Annotated in this window: 20 protein-coding genes and 2 tRNA genes; 17 read left to right on the top strand and 5 right to left on the bottom strand. The window is 65.9% G+C overall.

Features of this window, described 5'->3' with window-relative positions; genetic code table 11:
• The first annotated feature begins 143 nt into the window (after positions 1–143).
• The 9 genes from AMB_RS02235 (at position 144) to AMB_RS02195 (ending at position 11,348) form a co-directional block, all read left to right on the top strand.
• Positions 144–1,103, top strand: coding sequence for an ArsR/SmtB family transcription factor (locus AMB_RS02235; protein WP_043743218.1), 960 nt, complete (start codon positions 144–146; stop codon positions 1,101–1,103).
• Complete coding sequence (gene metF / locus AMB_RS02230; protein ID WP_043743215.1) at positions 1,100–1,996, top strand: methylenetetrahydrofolate reductase; 897 nt, start codon at positions 1,100–1,102, stop codon at positions 1,994–1,996. Before AMB_RS02235 ends, metF begins: the two co-directional genes overlap by 4 nt.
• 85 nt (positions 1,997–2,081) lie before the next feature.
• Entirely contained in the window at positions 2,082–5,555 is a 3,474-nt protein-coding gene (gene metH / locus AMB_RS02225; RefSeq protein WP_043743213.1) for a methionine synthase, read from the top strand.
• Between the two features lie 80 nt (positions 5,556–5,635).
• Positions 5,636–5,721 (top strand) — tRNA-Leu (locus tag AMB_RS02220).
• A gap of 78 nt (positions 5,722–5,799) precedes the next feature.
• Complete coding sequence (locus tag AMB_RS02215; protein WP_011382872.1) at positions 5,800–6,684, top strand: MYG1 family protein; 885 nt, start codon at positions 5,800–5,802, stop codon at positions 6,682–6,684.
• A gap of 7 nt (positions 6,685–6,691) precedes the next feature.
• Positions 6,692–7,378, top strand: a complete 687-nt coding sequence (locus AMB_RS02210) for a DUF7168 domain-containing protein (RefSeq protein ID WP_011382871.1) — start codon at positions 6,692–6,694, stop codon at positions 7,376–7,378.
• 164 nt (positions 7,379–7,542) lie between these two features.
• Positions 7,543–8,142 carry a TIGR00645 family protein gene (locus tag AMB_RS02205; protein WP_011382870.1) on the top strand — a complete coding sequence of 200 codons (600 nt, stop codon included), beginning with the start codon at positions 7,543–7,545 and terminating at the stop codon, positions 8,140–8,142.
• Between the two features lie 61 nt (positions 8,143–8,203).
• Positions 8,204–9,079 carry a DUF6159 family protein gene (locus tag AMB_RS02200; RefSeq protein ID WP_043743210.1) on the top strand — a complete coding sequence of 292 codons (876 nt, stop codon included), beginning with the start codon at positions 8,204–8,206 and terminating at the stop codon, positions 9,077–9,079.
• A 19-nt stretch (positions 9,080–9,098) separates the two neighbouring features.
• Complete coding sequence (locus AMB_RS02195; RefSeq protein WP_011382868.1) at positions 9,099–11,348, top strand: ABC transporter substrate-binding protein; 2,250 nt, start codon at positions 9,099–9,101, stop codon at positions 11,346–11,348.
• Positions 11,349–11,388: 40 nt separating this feature from the next.
• Here the strand turns inward: AMB_RS02195 and AMB_RS02190 are convergent, their stop codons facing one another.
• From AMB_RS02190 to addB, 3 genes are all read right to left on the bottom strand, one after another.
• Positions 11,389–13,344 (bottom strand): TRAP transporter large permease subunit, encoded by a 1,956-nt coding sequence (locus AMB_RS02190; RefSeq protein ID WP_011382867.1) that lies wholly within the window; start codon positions 13,342–13,344, stop codon positions 11,389–11,391.
• A gap of 1 nt (position 13,345) precedes the next feature.
• Complete coding sequence (gene dctP / locus AMB_RS02185) at positions 13,346–14,374, bottom strand: TRAP transporter substrate-binding protein DctP (protein WP_011382866.1); 1,029 nt, start codon at positions 14,372–14,374, stop codon at positions 13,346–13,348.
• Between the two features lie 159 nt (positions 14,375–14,533).
• Positions 14,534–17,452, bottom strand: coding sequence for a double-strand break repair protein AddB (gene addB, locus AMB_RS02180; protein ID WP_148207259.1), 2,919 nt, complete (start codon positions 17,450–17,452; stop codon positions 14,534–14,536).
• Positions 17,453–17,611: 159 nt separating this feature from the next.
• Here addB and AMB_RS02175 point away from each other — a divergent pair, with 159 nt between their 5' ends.
• The 4 genes from AMB_RS02175 (at position 17,612) to AMB_RS02165 (ending at position 19,778) form a co-directional block, all read left to right on the top strand.
• Positions 17,612–18,349 carry a hypothetical protein gene (locus AMB_RS02175; protein WP_011382864.1) on the top strand — a complete coding sequence of 246 codons (738 nt, stop codon included), beginning with the start codon at positions 17,612–17,614 and terminating at the stop codon, positions 18,347–18,349.
• A gap of 236 nt (positions 18,350–18,585) precedes the next feature.
• On the top strand, positions 18,586–19,293 hold the full coding sequence (locus tag AMB_RS02170; protein WP_043743207.1) for a site-specific integrase: 708 nt from the start codon (positions 18,586–18,588) through the stop codon (positions 19,291–19,293).
• 73 nt (positions 19,294–19,366) lie between these two features.
• On the top strand, positions 19,367–19,528 hold the full coding sequence (locus tag AMB_RS25510) for a hypothetical protein (protein WP_158303915.1): 162 nt from the start codon (positions 19,367–19,369) through the stop codon (positions 19,526–19,528).
• Positions 19,515–19,778 (top strand): hypothetical protein, encoded by a 264-nt coding sequence (locus AMB_RS02165; RefSeq protein WP_011382862.1) that lies wholly within the window; start codon positions 19,515–19,517, stop codon positions 19,776–19,778. The genes AMB_RS25510 and AMB_RS02165 overlap by 14 nt, the downstream gene beginning before the upstream one ends.
• Before the next feature lie 148 nt (positions 19,779–19,926).
• Here AMB_RS02165 and AMB_RS02160 read toward each other — a convergent pair.
• Positions 19,927–20,019 (bottom strand) — tRNA-Ser (locus AMB_RS02160).
• A 181-nt stretch (positions 20,020–20,200) separates the two neighbouring features.
• On the opposite strand from AMB_RS02160, the gene AMB_RS02155 reads away from it, so the two are divergent.
• The 4 genes from AMB_RS02155 (at position 20,201) to AMB_RS02140 (ending at position 23,736) form a co-directional block, all read left to right on the top strand.
• Positions 20,201–20,500: a hypothetical protein gene (locus AMB_RS02155; protein WP_011382861.1), complete on the top strand. Its 300-nt coding sequence runs from the start codon at positions 20,201–20,203 to the stop codon at positions 20,498–20,500.
• Positions 20,501–20,573: 73 nt separating this feature from the next.
• Entirely contained in the window at positions 20,574–21,614 is a 1,041-nt protein-coding gene (locus tag AMB_RS02150; RefSeq protein ID WP_083763411.1) for a lysylphosphatidylglycerol synthase domain-containing protein, read from the top strand.
• Complete coding sequence (locus AMB_RS02145) at positions 21,611–22,927, top strand: glycosyltransferase (RefSeq protein WP_050750604.1); 1,317 nt, start codon at positions 21,611–21,613, stop codon at positions 22,925–22,927. The genes AMB_RS02150 and AMB_RS02145 overlap by 4 nt, the downstream gene beginning before the upstream one ends.
• The gene (locus tag AMB_RS02140) at positions 22,924–23,736 is read left to right on the top strand and encodes a PIG-L family deacetylase (protein ID WP_011382859.1); all 813 of its coding nucleotides are present in this window, start codon (positions 22,924–22,926) and stop codon (positions 23,734–23,736) included. Before AMB_RS02145 ends, AMB_RS02140 begins: the two co-directional genes overlap by 4 nt.
• Here AMB_RS02140 and AMB_RS02135 read toward each other — a convergent pair whose 3' ends face one another.
• On the bottom strand, positions 23,737–24,825 hold the full coding sequence (locus AMB_RS02135) for an acyltransferase family protein (RefSeq protein WP_148207258.1): 1,089 nt from the start codon (positions 24,823–24,825) through the stop codon (positions 23,737–23,739).
• Positions 24,826–25,023: the final 198 nt, after the last annotated feature.

Below are 25,023 nucleotides of genomic sequence, written 5' to 3'. Positions count from 1 at the left end.
ATCCAGCCTCCACACGGCGAATCATGTGGCAAATCCGCACCATAGGGCAAAGACCCGAGATTCGCCTGGCAAGCAATCAATGCTTCATATCCGCATAAAGATATGTTTATATGTTTTTCGAGTGTGAACGGGAGCCCCCTGGAATGGAAACCTTGCTGACGGGATTGCGGGCCGCCGCCGAGCCGACCAGGCTTCGGCTGCTGCACCTGCTCGCCCAGGGCGAGCTGACCGTCACCGAGATCACTCAAATCCTGGGCCAGAGCCAGCCGCGCGTCTCGCGCCATCTGAAGCTGATGTGCGAGGCCGGATTGCTCGACCGCTTTCCCGAGGGGGCCTGGGTGTTCTATCGCCTGGCCGCCAAGGGCCGGGGCGGCGCCGTGGCCCGCCGCCTGCTGGACCTGCTGCCCGGCGACGATCAAACCCTGACCCTGGATGGCCAGCGGCTGGCGTCCATCCGCGCCGGACGCGCCGACAAGGCCCAGGCCTATTTCCGCGACAACGCGTCGCGCTGGAATGAGATCCGCTCGCTGCAGGTGGACGGGGCCGAGGTGGAAAAGGCCCTGCTGGCCGTGTTCGCCGGGCGCCGCATTCATGATCTGGTGGACATGGGTACCGGCACCGGCCGGGTGCTGGAGGTGCTGGGCCCCCATGTGGAACGCGCCATCGGCATCGACCTGTCGCGTGAGATGCTCTCCGTCGCCCGCACCAATCTCGAACGCCTTTCCCTCAGCAACTGCATGGTGCGCCAGGGCGACATCGCCCAGATGCCCCTGCCCGCCGCCACCGCCGACGCGGTGACCATTCATCAGGTGCTACACTACGCCACCGACCCCGCCGCCCTGGTGGCCGAGGCCGCCCGCGTGCTGGAGCCCGGCGGCCGGCTGGCCGTCGTCGACTTCGCCCCCCATGGCGAGGAGAGCTTGCGCGACCAGCACGCCCACCGCCGCCTGGGGTTCGAGGATGCCGAGGTGGAAGGCTGGCTGCGCGCCGCCGGGCTGGAGCCCGGCCCTGTCACCCGCCTTCCCGGCGAACCCTTGACCGTGGTGGTCTGGACCGCCCAAAAACCCTTTCCGGATTCCAAGTCCACAGGAGCGACGCGTTGAGTCTCCCCCGCCCCGAATTGCCCATCGCCACCGCCTGCCGCAAGCCGGTCAGCGTCTCCTTCGAGTTCTTCCCTCCCAAGACCGAAAAGATGCAGGTTTCGCTGTGGGAGTGCATCCAGCGGCTGGCTCCCCTGGCGCCGCAATTCGTCTCGGTGACCTATGGCGCCGGCGGCACCACGCGGGAACGCACCCACGAGACCGTGGTGCGCATCGCCCGCGAGACGGCGCTCAAGCCCGCCGCCCACCTGACCTGCGTCGGCCACGCCAAGGGCGAGGTGGACGACATCGCCCGGCGCTACTGGGACGAGGGCATCCGCCACATCGTCGCCCTGCGCGGCGACATGCCCGATGGCCAGCCCTACGTTGCCCATCCCCAGGGCTATGCCTATGCCGCCGATCTGGTCACGGGCCTGAAGCGCATCGCCGACTTCGAAATTTCCGTAGCCGCCTACCCGGAGAAGCATCCCGATGCCCCTTCGGCCGAGTTCGATCTCGACAATCTGAAGCGCAAGATCGACGCCGGCGCCAATCGGGCCATCAGTCAGTACTTCTTCGACCCGGCGGTGTTCCTGGCCTTCCGCGAGCGCGCCGCCCAGGCGGGCATCACCGTGCCGATCCTGCCCGGCATCCTGCCGGTGACCAATTTCGCCCAGGTGCAGAAGTTCTCGGCGGCCTGCGGCGCCAGCATTCCCGGCTGGATGGCCGACCTGTTCGAGGGCCTGGACGACGACCCGGAGACCCGGCGACTGGTGGCCGCCACCATGGCCGCCGAGCAGTGCCGCATCCTGGCCGCCGAAGGGGTGGAGCAGTTCCACTTCTACACCCTGAACCGCGCCGACCTGGCCTATGCCATCAGCCACATCCTGGGCGTGCGGCCGAAGGCGGCCGGCTAGTTTTTCTCGTCATCGCCGGGCTTGACCCGGCGATCCATGGATGCCCGGATCAAGTCTGGGCATGACGGCATCAAAGGAACGACCGATGACCAATATTCTCGACCATCTCTCCCGACATGTCCTGCTGTGCGACGGCGGCACCGGCGCCCTGGTGCAGGCCATGAACCTGTCCGTGGAGAAGGATTTCCAAGGGCTGGAGAACTGCACCGAGATCCTGGTCAAGTCGCGGCCCGACGTGATCCGGGGCATCCACGCCCGGTACTTCGAGGCGGGCGCCGACATGGTGGAGGCCGACACCTTCGGCGCCTCGCCCATCACCCTGGCCGAATTCGGCATCGCCGAGCGCGCCCACGAACTGAACCAGGCGGCCATCGAGCTGGCCTGGGAAGCCGCCGAACAGTTCAAGGGCGACGGCCGCACCCGCTTCGTCCTCGGCGCCATCGGGCCGGGCACCAAGCTGCCCAGCCTGGGCCATATCGGCTATGACGAGCTGGAGGCAGCCTATGTCATCCAGGCGGCGGGCCAGATCGCCGGCGGTGTTTCCGCCTTCCTGGTGGAGACCTGCCAGGACCCGCTGCAGATCAAGGCCGCCGTCAACGGCTGCAAGATCGCCAATGCCGCGGCCGGCACCGACGTTCCCGTCTTCGTCCAGGTGACGGTGGAAACCACCGGCACCCTGCTGGTGGGCGCCGACATCGCCGCCGCCGCCACGGTGGTGCAAAGCCTCGGCGTGCCGCTGATGGGCCTCAACTGCGCCGCCGGGCCGCAGGAGATGGGCGAGCACTTCAAGTGGCTGATCGACAACTGGACCGGCTTCGTCTCGATCCAGCCCAATGCCGGACTGCCGGAACTGGTGGACGGCCAGACCCGCTATCCCCTGCTGCCCGCCGAACTGGCGGTGTGGCACGAGCGCTTCGTGTCCGCCGGTGCCAATCTGCTGGGCGGCTGCTGCGGCACCACCCCGCCGCATATCAGCGCCACCAACGAGATGCTGAAGCGCATCGGCAACGGGTACCGCCCCAATCCGGTGAAGCGCTCCGTCCACTGGGTGCCCTCGGTGGCCTCGCTCTACACCCAGGTGCCGCTGCGCCAGGAGAACGCCTTCCTGTCCATCGGCGAGCGCTGCAACGCCAACGGCTCGAAGAAGTTCCGTGACCTGCAGGACGCCGAGGACTGGGACGGCATCACCGCCATCGCCCGCGAGCAGGTCAAGGAAGGCAGCCATACTCTGGACGTCTGCACCGCCTTCGTCGGCCGCAACGAGGTCGCCGACATGACCGAGGTGGTGAGCCGTCTGCGCGGTGCCGTCACCACGCCGCTGGTGATCGATTCCACCGAGTTGCCGGTGCTGGAAGCCGGTCTCAAGCTCTATGGCGGCAAGGCCATCCTCAACTCCATCAATTTCGAGAATGGCGAGAAGGACGCCGCCGACCGGCTGGTCCTGGCCCGCAAGTTCGGCGCCGCCGTGGTGGCACTGACCATCGATGAAGACGGCATGGCCAAGGACGCGGCCGCCAAGCTGCGCATCGCCAAGCGCCTGTACGACTTCGCGGTGACCAAGCACGGCCTGCCCGCCAGTGACCTGCTGTTCGATCCCCTGACCTTCACCATCTGCACCGGCAACGAGGACGACCGCAAGCTGGCGGTAGAGACCCTGGACGCCATCGAGATGATCACCCGCGAGATGCCCGAATGCGGCATCGTGCTGGGCCTGTCCAACGTCTCGTTCGGCCTGAAGCCGGCGGCGCGCCAGGTGCTGAACTCGGTGTTCATCGACCACGCCATCAAGCGCGGCATGACGGGCGCCATCGTCCACGTCTCCAAGATCGTGCCGCTGCACACCCTGCCCGAGGAAGAGGTCAAGGCCGCCGAGGACCTGATCTATGACCGCGACCCGCAGGCGCTGTCGCGCTACATCGCCCTGTTCGGCGACCGCAAGGCCGCCGAGATCAAGAAGGAGCGCCCGGCCAAGGCCGAGGACCGCCTGAAGCAGCGCATCATCGACGGCGACCGCACCGGGCTGGAGGACGACCTCGCCCAGGTGATGGAAGAGGGCTGGAAGCCGCTGGACATCATCAACACCCTGCTGCTCGACGGCATGAAGGTGGTGGGCGAGCTGTTCGGCTCGGGCAAGATGCAGCTGCCCTTCGTGCTGCAATCGGCCGAGACCATGAAGGCCTCGGTGGCCTTCCTCGAACCCCACATGGAAAAGGCCGACGGGCAGCAGAAAGCCACCATGGTGCTGGCCACGGTGAAGGGCGACGTCCACGACATCGGCAAGAACCTGGTGGACATCATCCTGACCAACAACGGCTACAAGGTGATCAATATCGGCATCAAGCAGCCGGTGGCCGAGATCATCAAGGCGGCCAAGGAACACAAGGCCGACGCCGTCGGCATGTCCGGCCTGCTGGTCAAGTCCACGGTGATCATGCGCGAGAACCTGGAGGAGATGACCAATGCCGGCCTGGACGTGCCCGTCCTGCTGGGCGGTGCGGCGCTGACCCGCAAATACGTGGAGGAGGATTGCTCCAAGGCCTATGGCTCGGGCCGGGTGGCCTATGCCCGCGACGCCTTCGACGGCCTGGACCTGATGGCCAAGGTGGCCGATGGCTCTTTCGACGCCCATGTGGCGGCCAAGGCGGCCAGCCCACACCGCCCCGGTTCGCCGTCCCGTACCCTGGGCGAGGCGGCCCAGCCCGCCACCCGTCCGGTGGATTGGGACGAGATCAACCTGCGCCGCGCCGAGCTGCACAAGGATGTTCCCGCCCCCGTGCCGCCGTTCTGGGGCGCCCGGGTGATCGAGTCGGCGCCGCTGCAGAACCTGATCCCCTTCCTCAACGAGACCATGCTCTACCAGTTCCACTGGGGCTATCGGAAGCAGGGCAAGAGCATCGAGGAGTTCAAGGCCTGGGCGCATAAGGAGATCCGTCCCGTCGCCATGGACATGCTCAAGCGCTGCGCCAAGGAGGAAATCCTGCGGCCCCAGGCGGTCTACGGCTACTGGAAGGCGGCCAGCGACAATGATTCCGTGGTGCTGTTCGCCGAGGACGGCACCACGGAGGTGGCCCGTTTCCCCTTCCCGCGTCAGGCCAAGGACGGCGGTCTGTGCATCGCCGACTTCTTCCGGCCCGTATCCGACCCGGTCAGGGATGTCATCGGCCTGCAGGTGGTGACCATGGGCAAGCGCGCCACCGAGGTGGCCCAGGACTGGTTCAAGGCCGACAAGTACCAGGATTACCTCTACCTGCACGGCCTGTCGGTGGAGATGGCCGAGGCCATGGCCGAATACGTCCACAAGCGCATCCGCTCGGAACTGGGCTTCGCCGCCGAGGACGCCGCCGACATGGACAGGCTGCTGAAGCAGAACTATCGCGGCTCGCGCTTCTCGTTCGGCTATCCCGCCTGCCCGCGCATCGAGGACCAGACCCAGTTGCTGTCCCTGCTGGGCGCCGAGCGCATCGGCGTGACGCTGTCCGAGGAATTCCAGCTCGAGCCCGAGCAATCCACCTCGGCCATCGTCACCGTGCATCCCCAGGCCAAATATTTCAGCGTGTAGGAACAGCCAGAGGGGCGGCCAACGGAAATCCGTTGACCGCCCCTCCGCACTCGCTATGATCCCGCCACCATTCTTGCGGTGCCCCAGTGGCGGAATGGTAGACGCGGCAGACTCAAAATCTGTTGCCGGCAACGGCGTGCTGGTTCGAGTCCGGCCTGGGGCACCATTTCATTTCCGTGGGTCAGGGGGCGGCATCAGCCGCCTTTTTCGTTTTCCGCCCCGAACCATCAACCGAGAGCCCGCAATGCTGAAGGTCGCCACCCATAACGGCACGTTTCACGCCGACGACGTCTTTGCCTTCGCCATTCTGCGCGCCTCCTGCGGTGGCCGGATCGAACTGGCCCGGTCGCGCGATCAGCAGGACTGGGACGCGGCGGCGGTGGTGTTCGACGTGGGCGGACTCTACGATCCCGGCACCCGTCGCTATGACCATCACATGCGCGACAAACCGTTGCGCCCCAATGGCGAGCCCTACAGCTCGGCGGGCTTGGTCTGGCGGGACTTCGGAGCGGCCGCGATCGGCACGCTGCTGCCGGGGCTGGCGGCGGACGCCGTCGCCCGGGTGGTCGCCAAGGTGGATACCGGTCTGGTCCGCGACGTGGACCTGATGGACAACGGCGCCATGACGCCCACGCCCGGTCACTTCTCCACCGTCATCGAGGCCTTCAACGCCACCTTCGTCGAGGATGGGCGCGACGAGAACGCCGCCTTCCTGCAGGCCGCCGACATTGCCGCCCTGGTGCTGGAGCGGGCCTGTGCCCGGGCTTCGGCCTCGGTTCAGGCGGAAACCACCGTGGCCCAGGCCGCCGCCGGCGCTGGCGATGCCAGGATCATCGTCCTCGACACCAGGGTCCCGTGGGAGGACGCCATCCATGACCTGGGACTGGACCGGGCCCTTTACGTGGTGCGCCCGGCGGGAGCGGCCTGGACCTGCAGCGCCGTGCCGCCGGAACGCGGGTCCTTCGCCCAGCGCCACCCCCTGCCCGAGAGCTGGGGCGGCCTGCGCGACGAGGCCTTCGCCGCCCTGACCGGCATCGCCGACGCCACCTTCTGCCATCCCGCCCGGTTCGTCTGCGGCGCGCGGTCCCGCGAGGGAGCGGTGGCTCTGGCACGTCTGGCGGCGGGCTGAGCCCCCCGTGGCCACCGACCTGGACAAGCTGAAGGCGCGGCTGCAGGCCCTGCGGGCCAAGACCACCGCCAACGGCTGCACCGAGGAGGAAGCCCTGGCGGCCGCCGCCAAGGTCGCCGAGCTTCTCGACCAGCATGACCTGTCGGTCAGCGATCTGGACATCCGCGAGGAGCAGTGCGAGAGGGCGGTCATCGACACCAGGCGCAAGCAGCGCCAGCCCATCTCCGCCTGCGTTCCCGCCATCGCCGCCTATTGCGACTGCAAGGTCTGGCTGGAAAAGGACGAGGCCGGCATCCGCTATGTCTTCTTCGGGCTGCGCCCCGGCATCGAGATGGCCCATTACGTCTACGACGTGGTCATGGCCGCCATGCGGGGCGGCTGGGACCACTATGTCCGCAGCCAGCGCTTCATTCATCATCGCCGGGATGAAAAAAGCTCGTTCCAGTTCGGCATGGCCGTGTCCATCGCCGAGAAGCTGATCGCCATGAAGGACGAGCGGGACGAGGCCAACCGGCGAAGCTCCGGCCGGGACCTGGTGGTGGTCCGTCACGCCGTCGTCGACGCCGAATATGAAAAGCTGAACCTCAATCTTCGCCGAGGCCGGGCATCGGGCAAGAAAGTCGAAGCCTCGGCCTTCCAGGCCGGCCAGACGGCGGGCCAGTCCCTGGCCCTGCATCCCGGCGTCGAAAAATAAAGCATGTAATATACCTGTAATCAGGCGACCTGCGTCCTCTCCCCAATGACATAGCCCTCGGTCATTCGTACTTTCCGATCCCCTTTGATAGCGGTACTCTTCGTCCGAATTGGCGGGAATGGCCATCCGGTTAGCCCGGATGGCGCGGAAAGACAGGAGTTACGATGAGCCACCAGATGTACGGCCATGCCGGCCAGGATTCGTTCACGCGCGGCATCGCCCGCCTGGTCTTCCTGAGCCGCTGGCTTCAGGCCCCCCTCTACATGGGGTTGATCGTCGCCCAGACCTATTACGTCTACCGGTTCTTCCTGGAAATCGCCGAGATCTTCCACCATCCCGCCATGGACGAAAGCGCCGCCGTGCTGCTGGTCCTGGGTCTGATCGACGTGGTGATGATCTCGAACCTGCTGATCATGGTGATCATCGGCGGCTACGAGACCTTCGTCTCGCGCTTGCGCGTGGAGGGGCACCCGGACTGCCCTGAATGGCTGAGCCACGTGAATGCCAACACCATGAAGACCAAACTGGCCATGGCGCTGATCGGCATCTCCTCGATCCACCTGCTGAAGACCTTCGTCAACGCCGAACACCACATGCAGGAAACCGTCGTCATGTGGCAGTGCATCATCCACACCCTGTTCATCGTGTCGGCGGTGATGCTGGGCTACCTGAACAAGCTGATGGAAACGTCGCCGCACGGCAGCCATGGCCATGGTCACGGCCATGCCCCGGCGCACGCCCAGCACCAGCCGGCGGCCGAATAACGCATCCTCGCGCCGGGGGGCCGGTGGAGACATCGCGATTTTTTTTGGGGGGGGACGAGGCATGAACAGTTTTTTCCGTGGGTGGCATATCGCCAAGGCCAGTCTGGGCGTTCTGCGCGCCCAGCCGAAGCTGATGATCCTGCCCATCTGCTCGGCGGCGGCCATGCTGGGCATCATCGCCCTGACCCTGCCGCTTCTGGCGGTGTTCAGCGCCGGCAATGCGGATGAGAACACCACCGACATTCTCGTCCTCGTGACGGCCTTCGGTGGCTATATCGCCTGCTATTTCGCCATGCTGTTCTTCAATGCCGCCCTGATCTTCTGCTCGATCCGCTATTTCGAGACCGGCAGCACCACGATCGGCGAAGGGCTGGCCGCCGCCGGCCGCCGCGCCCTGCCCATCTTTTTGTGGGCGCTGATCGCCGGGACCATCGGCCTGATCCTGCGGATCATCGGCGAGACGCTGACCCGGCTGGCCCGCAAGGAGTTCGGGGCCATCGTCGCCTTCGTGGTCAAGCTGCTGACCGCCGGTCTTTACGGATTGTGGCTGGCCGCCAGTTATTTCGCCCTTCCCGTCCTGGTGGTCGAGGGCGTTGGCCCCATCGACGCCGTGCGGCGCTCCACCCATCTGATCAAGACTCACTGGGGCGACGTGCTGGGCGGGCAGTCCATGCTCGGCCTGCTGACCCTGCTGGCCATCCTGATCCCCGGAGCCCTGGTCGGTGGCCTGGTCTATCTCGCCCAGGATGCGGCCCAGGCCTATCTGGGAATCCTGGTCGGCATCGGCGCCGTCTATCTCGGCCTCGTCATGCTGGTGTCCTCGGTCCTGGGGATCATCTTCCTGGCCGGGGTCTATATGTTCACCGCCACCGGAAAGGCTCCCGATATTTTCGGCGAGGATCTGGTCGGCTCGGCCTTGAAGACCAAAGCCGCGTAAGGCCAGGGAGATCTACAGAATGCGTTTTATCTCGAGCCTTCTCTTCGCCCTTGTCTTCGCCCTGCTGCCCCATGCGGCCGATGCGAAGACCTACAAGATCGGCGTGCTGGTTCCCTTGACCGGGCCGGCGACGGAAAAGGGCATTCCCCTCAAGAATGCTGCCGAACTGTTCGTCGACCAGTTCAACAAGAGCGCCGAAGCCAACGGCAACCGCCTGGAACTGGTGGTGCGCGACGATTTCGACGATCCGGAAAAGGCGCAGGCCGCCGCCGCCGAGATGGTGAAGGACGAAGGCCTGATCGCCGTGGTCGGGCATTACTATCCCGGCGTGGCCCTGGCCACCGGCAAGATCTTCGCCGATGCCAAGATCCCCTTCCTGTCCCCCAATGTCAGCAGCCCGGCGGCCTTTGCCGGCAACAAGTGGATGTTCACCCTGAACCTGCCGGACACCGTCCAGGGCGAGTTCCTGGCGGTCTACATCAAGGAGGTCCTGAAGAAGGACAATATCCTGGTGGTCCACAACACCGACCCCTTCGGCACCGCCCTGCGCGACGCCTTCCTCGCCAAAGCCCAGCGCCTGGGCCTCAAGGTGCAAAAGACCCTGCCCGTGGCCGTGGGCCCCGTCGCCAAGGATTGGGCCGCCACCAATCTCGCCGATGCCGCCGAGAACCAGTCCTTCGGCATCGTCGCCACCCTGACCCATTCCGAGTCCGGCCTGTCCTTCCTGCCCCAGCTGCGCGAGGCCGGGATCAAGGCTCCGGTCATGGCGCCCAACACCTGGTCGAACCCGAAATTCCTCACCGAGATTGACGAGAAGTACACGGCCAACGTCTACCTCGCCTCGGCCTTCCTGTGGGAAATCGCCAACCAGAAGGCCTCGACCTTCGCCAATGCCTACGGCAAGCGCTTTGGCGGCCGTCCCACGGTGGCCGCAGCCATGTCCTTCGATTCTCTGGAATTGATCAGCAAGGCCATTCTGGCGGCCGAGGGCGACGGGGCCAAGGGCGGGGCGACCCGCGCCTCGGTCCGCGACTACGTGGCCGGCATCGAATGGCACGGCTTCGTCGAAGGCGTGACCGGCAACCTGTTCTTCAAGAACGGCCGGGACATGACCGCCGAATACGTGGGCAAGTACCTGCAGGCCAAGGGCGAGACCGCGCCGCCGCGGCCGGACCAGGGCGCCATCGTCCAGGCCTCGTACCGCGACGTCTATGTCTCGGTGATGAAGGACGGCCGCTTCAAGACCGCCCCGGTCCAGCTCCTGATCCCGCACGAGGAATACGTGCTGAAGGAGATGGGCGAGCGCATCGGCAAGGGCCAGGTGACCCTGGTGGACGGCACCCCCTACCACATCGTCGACGTGATCTCGGTCGGCATCGACGTGATCCGCATCAACGATGTCAGCATCAAGGACATGCAGTGGGACGTGGACCTCTTCATGTGGTTCAAGTGGGCCGGCGGCCGTCTCGACGTCAAGGACATCGAGAAGATCACCGCCATCAACGCGGTCAAGGAACAGTCGGCCATCTTCAAGGAAGACCTGTCCCACGGCACCAAGTACCGCGCCTACCGCAAGCGCCTGACCCTGACCGCGCCCTACGACCTGTCGAACTTCCCGTTCGATTCCCAGACCCTGCCGCTGGAGGTCGCCCACACCAACAAGAACTCCACCCACATCATGTTGGTGCCCGACACCCGCCACATGGAGACGGTGCCGGTCAAGGACATCAAGCCGCAGGAATGGACCTATACCGGGCGCAGCGTCTTTTCGGACCTGTACCGCTATGATTCCACCTTCGGCGATCCCGATTACCGCATGGGGACCGGCTACAAGAGCCCGATCTACTTCTCCACCGTCAACCTGGAGATCGGCATCAAGAGAATCCTGAAGCCTTACCTCTTCACCTTCTTCCTGCCGCTGCTCATCATCCTGGGCATCATCCTCATCATCTTGTGGGTGCCGCTGGACCAGTTCGCCCCGCGCATCAACGCCACCATCTCCGGCCTGATCGGTGTGCTGGTCTATCACATGTCGCAGAAGAACTCGTTTCCCAAGGTCGGCTACACCATGAGCGCCGATTACTATTTCCTGGTGGCCTATGCCTTCGTGGTCTCGATGATCTTCAACATCATCTTCATCCAGACCCTGCAATCGGCCGGCAAGAAGGACGTGGCCAAGGTCTGGAACACGCGGCTCAGCATCGGGGCCATGATCGCCGCCATCGTCATCTACGCCGCCATGACCATCTACGCCATGAGCGTGGCGTAGGGCCGCGCCGCGGTGATCGGAACCGATCACCGCGGCGCCCTCACCCCATCACCGCTCCCGGCAGCCAGGTGGCGATGCCCGGAATCAGGCAGCACGCCACCACCGCCACCATCATGATCAGCACGAAGGGCAGCGTCCCCCAGATGATGTCCCGCAGCGGAATGTCGGGGGCGATGTTCTTGATGACGAAGATGTTCAGCCCCACCGGCGGGTGAATCAGCCCCATCTCCATCACCACGGTCATCACCACCCCGAACCAGATGAGATCGAAGCCGGCGGCTTTCAGCGGCGGCAGGATGATGGGCGCGGTCATCAGGATGATGGACACCGGCGGCAAAAAGAATCCCAGCACCACGGTAAACAGCAGGATGGCCGCCAGCAGGAACCATTTGGACAGCGCCAGGCCAATGATCCAGTCCGCCGCCGCCTGCGAGATGCGGAGATGGCTCATCACATAGGCGTAGAGCAGCGACATGCCGATGATCATCAGCAGCATGGTGGACTCGCGCAAGGTGCCAGTCAGGATGGGCATCAGCAGCCGGGGCCGCCAGATGCCGTACATCAGGCCGATGACCAGCAGAGCCAGCACGGCGCCCACGCCCGCGGTCTCCGAAGGCGTGGCCCAGCCGGCATACAGCACCACCATCACGCCAGCCAGGATGGTGACGAAGGGCGCCACCCAGACCACCATGCGGATCTTCTGTCTCGTGGTGTAATGCTCGTCGGCCAGCAAGGCGGAATGGGTGCCGTGACTGGCCGCCGCCCGCTCCGCCCGCCGGTATTCGTGGCGATAGCGCAGGACGGAATAGCCGGCGAACAGGGTGATCAACAGCAGGCCGGGGCCGATCCCGGCCAGGAACAGCCGCCCCAGCGACACCTCGGCGGCCACGGCATAGAGCAGCATGGTCACCGAGGGCGGCAGCAGGATGCCCAGCGTGCCGCCGGCGGCGATGATGCCGGCGGCGAAGCCCGGCGAATAGCCCCTGGCCCGCATCTCGGGGATTCCCGCCGAGCCGATGGCCGAGCAGGTGGCGGGCGACGAGCCGGCCATGGCGGCGAACAACCCGCAGGCGATGGTATTGGCCACCCCCAGCCCGCCGGGAATGCGGTGCAGCCAGGCATGCAGGGCGGAATAAAGATCCTTGCCCGCATTGGACCGGCCGATGGTGGCGCCCTTCAGGATGAACAGCGGAATGGCCAGGATGATGACGTTGGCCAGTTCCTCGTAGAAGTTCTGGGCGATGGTGTCCACCGACGCCGCCGGCATGAACAGCAGCATGAAGATCAGCGCCACCACACCAAGGGCGAAGGCGATGGGCATGCCCGAGAACATCACCAGCAGGGTGACGGTGGCATAGGCGATGCCGGTCAGCCAGTGGGGCAGGCCGGACACCAGCGGCTTGACCGGCGGCGTGGCCAGCAGGAAGGCGGCCACGCCCGCCACCACCACGGCCAGCAGCCAGAGCGATCGCCGCCCCACCTGCAGCATCACCTGCAGCGCCAGCAACGCCATGCCCAGGGTCAGCACCGAATAGGGAATCCACAGGGGCGGCCCCCAGGCCGATTGCGACGTCTGGCCCTCGTGCACCGCCTCGGCCAGCAGCATTCCCGACTTCCAGGCAAAGATCAGACAGAAGGCCAGAATCCCCGCCTCCACCACCGCGTGGCGCAGGTCCTTGGCGTAGGGAAAGGCGTGGTCGAGAAAGTCGATGGCCACATGGCCGCGCCGCGCCTGGACGCTGGCCGCCGACAGGAAGACGGCCCCCGAGATCAGGAAGACGGTGACCTCGTCCTGCCACAGCAGGCCGCGCCCGGTGAGATGCCCCATGACCACCCCGAAGGTCAGCACCCCGGCGGCGGCCAGCAGGGCCAGCGCCGAGAGCTTGAAGGCGCCCTCCATGACGGCTTCGAACACGGCGATGACCGGGTTTCGAACCGTCACGGCGGGCAGGGTGTCAGTGGCGAGGATGGCGTCGTGCTGAGCCCCGCCCGACATCTCAGCTTACATCCCGGGCCAGCTTGAGCAGTTCGGCCGCCTCGGCCGATTTGGCGGCATAGTCCGCCCAGGCGCTTTCCTCGGCGATCTTGCGCCACTGGGCCAGATGATCTGCGGAGAAATCCGTCACCTGGCAGCCCTTGGCGCCATAGACGGCGGCCACCTGGTCGTCGTCCCTGTGGGCCTCGGCGGTGCCCCAGGCTTCCATCTCGGCCCCCACCTCCAGCAGCACCTGCTGCTGGGCGGCGGGCAGGGAATCGAACACCGCCTTGGACATCAGCAGCGGCTCCAGCATGAACCAGAACGAGCCCTTGCGCGCCGCCGTCAGCGATTTGGCCAATTCCTCCAGCCGGAACGAGATCAGGCTGGTGGACGAGGTGACGGCGGCATCCAGCGCGCTGGTCTGCATGCCGATATAGATCTCGTTGGAGGGCATGGTGGAGACCCTGGCCCCGGCGGCGGCGAACATCATGTCCGTTTCCCGCGACCCGCCCCGGATGGTCAGGCCCTTGACGTCGGCGGGTCCCAGGACCGGATTCCGGCGCGAGGCGATGCCCCCCGCCTGCCAGACCCAGGCGATGAACTTGATGCCCTTGTCTTCAAGGATCTTGGACAGCGCCTTGCCGATGGGAGCGCCCTTCCAGCGGGCACCCTGCTCGTAGCTGGTGACCAGGCAGGGCATCAGGCCCAGATTGCAGGCATGCAACTCGCCGCCGGCATAGGGCAGGGGATACAGCGACATGTCCAGCGCGCCCTTGCGCATGGCTGAGAACTGGGCGTTGGTCTTCATCAGCGAGGAATTGGCGTAGATCTCGAATTTCAGCGCCCCATTGGTGCGCTTTTCCACCTCGCGGGCGAAGAGGCGGCACAGGCGGTCGCGGAAGTCGCCCTGTTCGATGGTGCCTCCGGGGAACTGATGCGAGATCTTGAGCGTGGTGGCGGCCGGCTGGGCAAACCCAGTGCGGCCGAACGAAAGAAGGGCAGGCGCACCCGCGAGCCCCGCGAGCGCCTGACGGCGGCTGATTTTCATCCCTGGTTCCTCCCAATGGCGTTTTCGGCCAGGGGCGCTCTTGGACGGCGCTTGGGTGGCCTTCCTGTACCGTTTTTTCTGGTTCGGACGGCTTTGCCGCCTCGCTTGTTCTTGAAGATAGTCTCAATGCCCCCTCTTCGAAAGGGGGTGGCAGACCGGCTATTCCTCGCCGTCGCCGCCGCTGGCCCATTCCCGCACCCGGGCCAGATGCAGGTAATCGGAATATTTCGGCGCATGCTCGGGATGGGGCCGCGCCGCATAGGGCGTCGCCGGATCGTCGAACACCGCGACCAGGGCATGCAGGCCTTCCAGCGCCTCGGCGGCCAGGGTGGCGGCATCACCGCCAGCCGCGCGTTCCTCGCCGCCCTGGGCGCCGCCCTTGAGCTGCCAGTACAGCAATTCCGACACCTCGGCCGCCCTGACGCCGCCAAAGCCGCCATGACGGGCGATCACCGCCTCCAGCGGCAATTGCGGCGCGAAGCCGGCCGCCACCTCCCGGGCCCGGGGCGGCGTGCCGGTCTTGTAGTCGATCAGCGCCAGAGTGCCGTCCTTCATCTCATCCAGGCGATCGGCCTTGGCGGTCAGGGTGAAGGGACCGGCCGGCGCCTCGATCTCCAGGGCGCCCCCCGCCTCGGCATGGACTCGGGCCACGCCGGGACGCCGCGCCACCTCCTTGGCCGCCACCCAGCGCGCCACGGAGTCGAAGCGCGGCCACCAGAAGGCCCACAGGGCGGGCGAGGTGACCTTGGCCTCGAACACCTCGCGCCCGATGCGCAGCAATTCCCCCTGGGGATCGCCGGGAAGATCGCGCGGCCAGGCCTCGAGGAACAGTTCCAGCGCCTCGTGCACCATGCTGCCGTACTCGGCCGCCCCCGGATCGGCGTCGATGGGGTCCAGCGCCCGCAGCCGCAGCACATGCTTGGCGTAGATGGCATAGGGGTCGCGCATCCAGGTCTCGATCTCGGTCACCGACAGGCGCCGGGGCCGGGCGGAAACCGGCGGCGCGGGGGCCGGAATCTCGGGCCGCGTCCAGCGTTCCGGGCGATCCAGCAGGGCGTGCCAGTCCAGCCACTGTCCCGCATCCTGGTCAAAGGCCAGACCGCTTCCCTTCATCACCGCATCGAGGCGCATCAGCCAACGCGACGGCACGGTGGGGGTGCCGTCCACCCGGGACGAGCGGCTCAGCACCACGCGGGGCGCGGCAAAGCCCTGGGCGAAGTCGTGGGCCGACAGGCCGATGCGGCGCTCGGGCGGCGCCAGGCCGAAAGCGGCCTGCATGGGGCGGCTCATCCAGGGATCGGCTTCGGGCGGGGCGGGCCAGGTGCCCTCGTTGAGTCCCCCCAAAATCAGCAGGTCGGCGTGCTGCAGGCGGGCCTCCAGCGGCCCCCAGATGAACAGGCGGGGATGGTGGTCCCAGGCCGAGCGCACCGCCACGGCCCCCATCAGCTCGTCGAATAAGGCGGGGTAGCAGTGCCCGGCCAGGTCGCCCAGGGCGGGCGCTGCGGCGGCCAGATCGGCGGCGAACCGGGCGGCGGCTTCGCCCGCCTCTCCCCGCCACAGCCGGGCCGGGCCGGGCAACAGGTCATCGCCGGCCAGCCATTCGGCGAATTCCATATGGGCGCGCAGCAGGTCGGCCAGACTTCCCTCGTCTGCCTTCAGCCGGTCGGCCAGAGGCGCCGCCATGGTCTCCAGATCGGCCAGCCACGAGGACAGGCGCCGGTCCTTCACCGCCTGACGCAAGCCCGCCACGCCGGGAGCCGGGCGCGGGCCGCGCAGGTTAAGGCGCTCCAGCCGGCGGACCAGGGCGCGGAACGCGCCGGTCTCCATGCCCCCCGCCGCCAGGGGATGCTTGAGACAGGCCAGCAGCGCGTGGGGCGAGAACTCGTCGGCCACCATCTCGACGGCCAGACGCAGGAAGGCGCCCGGCTCGTTCAGCCCCAGCGGCCGTCCGGCGGAATCGTCGATGCGGATACCCCAGCGCTCCAGCTCGCCCGCCACCCGCCGGGCCAACCCGCGATCGGGGGTCACCAGGGCGGCGGTGTGGCCGGGGCGGTCCAATTCGCGCCGCATCATCAGGGCGATGGCTCCCGCCTCCTCGCGGGGCGTGGGCGCCTCCAGGCGCCAGACACCGTCCAGCACTCTGGCGTCGAGGGCGGGCAGGTCGCGCCAGGCCTCGCAGGTGGCGGCGGGGCGCAGCGCCTCGGCCAGCAGGCGCACCCGGTCCTGGCGCAGATCCACATCCGACGTCAGCGGCCGCACCCCATGCCGCTCCACCCCCAGCCGGGCCAGCAGGGCCTTCAGGCCGTATTGCGGATGAGCGGGATCGAGCGCCGCCCAGGATGCCTCGTCCATGGCGCGGTCCAGCCCGGCCAGCACCACCCGCCCGGCGGGCAGCGCGGCCACCGCCGCCAGCAGATCGGCGGTGGCGGGGCGCGAGCCGGTGGACCCGGCGGCAATCACCTTGTGGCGGGGCGGCCGGACCCGCCACGCCTCGATCTGCGCCGCCATCACCCGGTTCAGGCGGTCCTCGGGATCAAGCGTGCCACGCTCGGCCAGGATGCGCGGCCAGGCCTCGGTCAGGATGGTCAGGAATTTCAAGGTCAATTGCCAGTGGTCGGCATAATCCTCGGGGACCAGCTTGGCCAGCCCGGCGAAGTCCAGGCGCTCCACCTGCACCGCGTCCAGCAGCTTGGCCAGTTCCGAGGCCAGCCGCACCGCCTGGTCCGGGCTGGGCACATGCCCCTTCTGGGCCTGGGCGGCGGTCAGGATGAGGCGGGCCAGGATCAGAACCCGCTCGGTGGGGCTGACCGCCGGCGGCAGGTCCAGCGGATCGGCCCCCGACAGCTCCAGTTCCTCCTCGTCCATGTCGCCCAACGGCCGCAGCCGGGGCAACAGCAACGGCCGCCCCCCCGACAGGCGCAGGAAGGCGTCGCTCATGGCCCGGCAGGCCCGCCGCGTCGGCAGCAGGATCTCCATATCGGCCAGGGCCAGCGGATCGCCCCCCGCCTCGGCCAGCAACTGGGCGGCCAAGGTGTCGACGAAGGCCGCGCCGGGCGGAATGGTGAAGACCTGAGTCATGGGAGGCATTGTCCCTCAATCGGGGACGACATGCAAAAGGCGCGGACGACACGTCAAACCTGAAATGCATCCGCCCTTTTTGCGATAGATTTACAATCCAAAGCCACCTGAGGTGTTTGTCTAAACCTGCGTTTTACCGAAATTGCAATGGAACCCCAGATGCAAAAGACCTCTTTGATCCGCTATCTGGCTCGGCCGAACCGCAGCCGCGCCCCCAGCCCCGCCACGGTCGCCCAGGCCCTGGACTGGTCCGAGACCACGGTGAACAAGGTCATTGCCGACATCAACGCCGACGGCATCTATGCCATCCGCCCCGGCCGTGGCGGCGGATTGACCCTGACGGGTGGAATTACCGACGAGAAGCAAACATACGGGCATATCGAGAACAATATCGAAGACTGGGTCCGGCAGAACGTTTATGGCCGCCATGGCGTCACCATGCAGAAGACCAAGCCGACCCATAAGGGAAGGCTCCCCGGAAAATGGAGCAATCCCGATTTTGCCATGCTGTGCGTGCACAAGTTCCTGCATGCCCCCAACAGCCAGTTGGAGCTGGTCACCGTCGAGGCCAAGCACGCGGCAAAGCAGTTCGATGTTTCTGCCGTCTATGAGGCCTTGGCACAGACTCGCGCCTCCCATTACGGTCTCTTGTTCTTTTATGACGACCCGGTGGACAGCCGCTCGGCCAATGGGCTGCAGGACGTCCTTGAAGAGATCAAGATCGAATGCGTGCGGCTCGGGATCGGATTGGTGATCACCGAATATCCCTGCGACCCCGCCTACTGGAACTACCTTATCCCCGCCAAGGAGCACAAACCGGACATGCGCCGGGTCGACGCCTTCATCAACGATGCCTTCGATACGGCCGAGAAGGATTGGCTCGCCCGGGCGCTATAGCCGCCCCGCCTCCCGCACCTGTTCAAATGCCAAAGGCCACCCGAGGGTGGCCTTTTTGATCAGAATGGCGGAGGGAGAGGGACGCTCCGAGCGCCACCTATCAACTCGGCATAACCCTTGATATCAGCCACTCACAGCGGTATTCGTTGGTGGGAAACGTTGGTGGAAAGGGGCTGGCTGTGTATCTGGAACGACGTCGCCGCGTTTGGTATGCCTTCCATGACATCCCTGCCGATGTGCGAGAGGCTCTGGGTGGTCATGCCCGCTTCACCCAGACCCTTCAGACCGAAGACCGGAAGACGGCAGAACGGAGAGCGGCCCCCCTCAAGTCCTCTTGGCTGGCTTTGATCGAAGAGGCCAGGAAGGGCGGACGGGAACACCTGGAGAAGGATGCCGAGTTCTGGCGCAAGACCCTTCTCACCACCCCCGAAGAGTATCGGGACATGACCTTGGAGGCCATTGCCGAGGAACGGCGGGAGCGGGTGGAGCGGGCGTTGGATCGGGCTGGGTTCACCGACTACCGCGAAGAGGGCGCGATGGACCTCCCCGAGGTGCAGGAGGCATACCGCTTCGAGGCTGTTGCCACCGGCAGGCTGGTGAAACTGGACACCCATCTTGATGAATGGGTCGCCACCCTCACCAACGAGGCCAAGACCAAGGACATGAAGAGGGCCACCGTCCTGCGCTTTGCCGAGGAGTTCCCCTATGTCTCGGACGTGAAGGGCAAGGACGTTCAGCGGTGGGTCAATCGCCTTGCATCCCAGGAGCAGAAGAAGGCCAAGACCATTCAGCGCATCCTGTCCGAGGTTCGTGGGTACTGGTCCTATCTGATCTCGCTGGAGGTGGTGCCGGTGGATCGGCAAGTTCTCGAGGATGACCAAGGCAGAGCTTGCCTGTTGGCGGCTCCGCAACCCCGACTACCTCTATCCCCGTGTCCTGCGTAGCACCTGGGAACCCCCGGCAGAGTGGGGGCCTGTGGTGTCTCGCATCGTTGTACCCATGCCCGAAGGAATGCTCTTGAACCGAGAGCTACTGTCCTTCCGGCTTCCCCCCGGCGTGACCCCTCGCCGTGATTTCTCCATGCCCTTCCCCGGTCAAGTGGTGGTCCTTCGGGCCATTGCCCGCCGTGCCGAGGAAGTCCCCAACACCTTCGAGGAAGAACCTGATGAGCAATTCTGAAACCGTAATCGCGGGCAAGACCGTCCTGCACCGTTCCGCCTTTGGCACCGTCTCCTTCACCGACACCAAGGGAAACCGGGTGACCATGGACACGACCGAGGCTTACAAGCTGTTCGATGCCATCCGTGATGGATCGGGCGAGGCTGTGGTCATCGGCCATGCCGAGGGCACCCAGAAGCCCACCAACCTGTTCGTTGGCGGCAAGCGCAACAGCTATGCCGAAGACAGTCGGGTTGTCGCCAACTGGTGAGCAACCAAGGTGGCTCCTGCCGGGAAACTGGCGGGGGTCATCTGTCGTTTTCGAGGCCCGAAACGTTGGTGGAAAGCGTTGGTGGAAACGCCAAGCGCACCTTCTCTAAGTCGCTGAAATGATTGGATTTTTCAGGGTCTTGAGAAGTTGGCGGAGGGAGAGGGATTCGAACCCTCGATACGGCTCAACACCGTATACACACTTTCCAGGCGTGCGCCTTCAACCACTCGGCCACCCCTCCGCAACACACGAACCCGGCTCGCCGGGTTCGGGGAAGGGCGGGAAGATACACGAGCTCCGGGATGGGTGCAACCCCCCAAGAGAATCGTTGTTCGTCACCGAAAAACGGTTGAATTTCATACAGCTTCGGCGCAAATCTGTATTTATCCGTGAGATAAGGGCGTTAATCGTCGGGGGCATAGATGTTCTTCGGGCGTGTGATGGGGTGGCTGCTGGTCGGCCTCGCCGTGATCATGGCGTCGGCCGACGCCGTGCTGGCCTTGGGGCCGGCGGAATATGCCAGCATCGTGACCGCCGACGTGGTTACCCTGCTCGCCGGTCACGCCCCCGACATCACCGATGCCGGCCGATCGGCGACCAGTTCCCTGACCGCCGCCATTCTCGACATGCCTGCCTGGATTGTCGTTGGCCTGATGGGGCTTAGCCTGTCCGTCGCCTGCCGCAAGCGTCAACGTCAGCGCCGGTTTGTTTTCCGCCGCTGACGCATTGGAGGCATGAAGGCGAGATACGGCGCCGCACTTCTCAGGGACCAAACGATACTCTATCTTACCTCCTATGGCGGGCGACCAGCCCGCCCAAACTGGATTTGGGTCAGCACCTGTCACCATGCGCGCACAGCTTTTCATTGCTGCCATCCTCGGGGTAGGCGGCCTGGTGACCTTGACGCTGGCTCAGGATGCAGGTCGCCTTGGAGACGCTTTCTCCTCCCTCGGCCCGGCCATCGTAGCCATTTGCGCCTACCGTGCCTTGCCTATTGCCGCCCACACTCTAGGATGGCGCGCCGTCGTGCCAGCCGCGGACCGGCCCGGCTTTGGGGCCATGCTGGTCATGCGCTGGATCGGCGAGTCCATCAACACCCTGTTGCCGGTGGGACAGGTCGGTGGCGACGTGGCCCGGGCTCGCCTGATGACCTCGGGCGGCGTCAGGACCGAGGCGGCCGGGGCGCAGGTGGCTGTGGATTTCCTGCTGGGCATGGCATCTCAGGCGGCATTCGCCCTGATGGGCGTGGCCGCCCTGCTGCTGAGCGCCCCCGGCATCGCCGCCAGCCTGCAGGTTCTGGCCGGAACCGCGATCCTGATACTGCTGGCCGGGTTGCTGGCCGGGTTGCAGCGCAAGGGGTTCTTCACCGGCCTGTCAGGCGTCGTGAAGAGATTGATGGGCGAGGAGACCGCCTCCCGCCTGGCCCGGGGCGCCGCCGATCTCGACCGTGAAGTGGCTTTGCTCCTGGGACAGCGACCGCGGATGCTGGCCGGTTTCGGCTGGCGGCTGGCCGGCTGGCTGGCCCATGTGGCCGAGTCCTGGATTCTCCTGGCGGCCCTGGGACTTCCCGCCACCCTGGAGACGGCCCTGGCGCTGGAAAGCCTGGCCTGGGCGGTCCGCAGCATCGCCTTCCTGATCCCCGGCGCCATCGGCGCCCAGGAAGGGGGAATCGTGGCGGTAGGCCTTCTCCTCGGACTGCCGGCCGAATCGGCCCTGGCCCTGGCCCTGGCCAAGCGCACCCGCGAAATCGTGGTCTGTGCTCCGGGGCTGCTGGTCTGGCTATTCATTGAACGCCGGGGAATCAGGAGCCTTCTGGCGACGGAGCGGCCGCATTGACCCCCACGCTCCCCCTGTCCGTGGCGGCCCTGGTCGACTTGGAGCAGCGCCAAGGCGCCGGCGGCCACGTCAAGTGCTGGGAGCGCCTGGCCCAAGCCGCCCTCGGCCTTCCCGACAGCCTGGACCTCACGGTCTTCCTGTCAGGCGAGGCGGAGCGAACCACCGATCTGGGACCCAACGTTCGCTACGTCACCCTGCCGCCCGTCTTCAGCACCAAGCGGCTGCAGGCGCTGACCGGGCCACTGCCTGACCATACCGACCTTTCCCCCTGGCACCCCCTGCTGGCTCGCCGCCTGAGCGAGGGGCGCTTTGACGCCATACACACCACCGACGCCTTCTTCGCCTTTTCCCGGACCGCCGAGCGGATATCGGCGCGCACCGGCTTGCCCATGACCAATTCCGTGCATACGGCCACGCCGGAGCTGACCCGGCTGTTCACCGAGCAAAGCATCCGCAAGATTTGCGGCACCGGATGGCTGGGCCGCCTGCTGACCGAGCGCCTGGACCTGCCCAATCGGTTCAAGCAATCCAAACTGGATCGCCTCGCCGCGCATCAGTCCCGCTGCGCCTATGCCCTGGTCTCCAAGACTGACGAAGCCCAGCGGGCTGCCAAGATCCTGTCCCCGGAGCGTGTCCGGATGCTGCGGCGCGGCCTCAACCGTCAGGTCTTCAACCCGGGCAAACGCGACCGTGCGTGGCTTGCCGCCCGCTTCGGCGTGCCCGAGACCATGCCCGTCGCCCTGTTCGTCGGCCGGCTGGACCCCAGCAAGAACCTCACGCCCCTGGTCGAGGCCGTTCGCCGGGTCAACGGGCGGGGCGTCGGCCTTCACCTGCTTTGCGCCGGCGATGGGCGCGAGCGGGCTGCCATCGTCGGACGGCTCGGCGCTTGGGTCAGTTGCCCAGGGCAGTTGGCCGAGGAGGACCTGTCGCGGGTTTATGCCTGTGCCGACCTGCTGGTCATGCCGTCGGAGATCGAGGAAATCAGCAACGTCGTCCTGGAAGGACTGGCCTCGGGTCTGCCGGTGGTGGTTTCCGCCGCCGGCGGCATGGGCGAGTTCGTCCAGCCGGGCCGGACCGGCGAGGTGGTGCGTGACAGCTCGGCCACCGCCTGGGCCGAAATCCTCGAGACCCTGGCCAGCGACCCCAGCCGGCTTGCCGCCATGCGCATGGCGGTCACCGCCAGTACCGACCAGGCCCTGCCCAGTTGGGAGCAGGTACTGGCGGAGGATCTGCTGCCGGTCTGGCGCGCCGCCGTGCAGGAATCCCAAGCGGTCGCCATGGGACGGACCCTGGAAGCCGCCTGCCGGTCATGACCGAGTCCGTCCTGGTCCTCGCCCCCCATCCGGATGACGAGGTCGTGGGCTTCTCGGCCTTGATCGGGCGGGCCCGCGAGACCGGGACGCGCATCGCCATTTTGTGGCTGACCGACGGCATTCCGGCGGCCGAACTGCTCTGGCCGTGGCAGCGGGGGCGGCGGACCCTCAGGGTCGCCACCAGGACCGCCGAAGCCCATGCGGCGGCGAAGCTTCTCGGCGCCGAAGCCATTGGCCCTCTTCCCATTCCCACCCGCAGGCTGAAGGATGATTTTGCCATCGCCCGACAAGCCGTGGCCGACGCCCTGCTCCGCCTTCGGCCGGCATCGATGTGGGTTCCCGCCTATGAGGGTGGACATCAGGACCACGACGTCGCCAGCTTCCTGGCCGCAGGCTTTCGCCATCAGGTGTCGGTGTTCGAAGCACCGCTCTACAACTTCGCCGGAAGCCGGATCAACAGCCAGCGCTTCATCGATTCTGAATCCGGCACCATCGTCACGCTGACGCAGGAGGAACAAGGCCGCAAGCGGCAGCAGCTTGCCGCCTATGGCAGCGAGCGCGGTAACCTGGACTATGTCCGCTGCGACCACGAAGCACTGCGCCCTCAGGCGGCCTACGACTATTCAATGCCGCCCCATCCCGGCCGAACCTTCTATCAGCGCTTCCAGTGGGTTCCGTTCCGCCATCCCCGTATCGACTTCACCACACCGGCCGAAGTCTGTGACGTTTTGAAGGGGCTGGACGCCATTGGGAGTGGAGGCATGGAGATCGCTTGTCCTGGCGAGCGTCAGAAATGCGGATTGCCTTGATTAGGCCTTCATCTCCGGATTGCCCAACGCACGATTTTGCCTCCACCGATCCACAGGGATTTCGACGAATACGGCGAGGACCACGGAAACCGCCAGAGCGATAGCGAGAACCGTCATACTTTTCACGCCTCCCAGCCCATCGGCACCACTGGTCGCAGCCACGGCCAGAATCACGAAGTGATGGCAGATATACAGGGGGTAGGACAAGGCACCCGCAAACCGGTCAACGCCATTCGACTTACTCAGGGCATAGATGGCGGGAAGGGAGAAAGCCATCCCCCAGGTCAAGGCCGTCTCTCGTATGACGATGTCCATAACGGGACCGACCATCGTCACCGTGGCCGTCGCCGCATAAGTCCCGATGGTGGCGACCCAAACCGCAAGCAGAAGCCACCCGCCGTTCCGCTCAAGGCCTTGGCGAAACCTCGCCGCCAGCGCTCCGGCGAAAAAAGTTCCGAGTTCAAAGGGAAAGAAGCGGTAGGTCCATGGGTCGAACGCAAACCCATTGGCGTAGGCCGACCATCTGGCGGCATAGGACACCACCATCAAGCCGATGATGAGGCGCGGGCTGCGCGTCACGACAAACGGCGCCACCGCGTAGAAGAGCAGCTCAACCCCGATAGACCACGACTGCGGGACGAGAAGGAAGCGGTAGCTCGCCAGGGCGTGGGGGCGGAAGTCTGCCGTCCAACCGAGCGAGCCATCCGGAGTGAGATAGGTGAATAGGGCTTGGTCGCTTCCAAGCATCCCGATATTCACCCAGATGTAATAGAGCGTGGCGAATAGATCGGCTTGTCCGAACATGGCTCGCCACTCATCAACGCTCGCGTGAGTCGAGCGCCCGAAGACTGCCAGCGCGATGACGGCAAGAAGCAGGACGATCATGTACGACGGAACCAGCCTGAGCAGGCGGTTCGAATAGAAAAGCCGCACCCGCTCGCGGTATTTCTCGTTTAAGACCAGGGTGATGTAGAAGCCCGAGATTACGTAGAAGATTTGGACGGCCGTGCCCCCCCCCATGAGCGGCGCCCCGAAAAAGCCTCTCGAGTGCCCAGCCACAACGCATATCGCCAAGAGCAAGCGGATCATCCCCATGCGCCGAGACTACCTCATTCCCGGCAATCACAAAATCAATTTGGGAAGATTGACAGACGCCGGGCATCGAAAGATACCCCCGCATCCCGGCCTGTGGCTCACCAGAAGCCTGCGGAAAGCCCCGGCCCAAAAGGGGCTCCATCCCTGAACGGCAACAAGGTCAGGAACAGGTCAAGGCCTGGCTTTGTTTTG

This window comes from Paramagnetospirillum magneticum AMB-1, assembly GCF_000009985.1.
GTDB classification, from domain to species: Bacteria; Pseudomonadota; Alphaproteobacteria; order Rhodospirillales; family Magnetospirillaceae; genus Phaeospirillum; species Phaeospirillum magneticum.
Note: the sequence above shows the minus strand (reverse complement) of the source record. Positions and strands in the feature narration are given on the sequence as shown.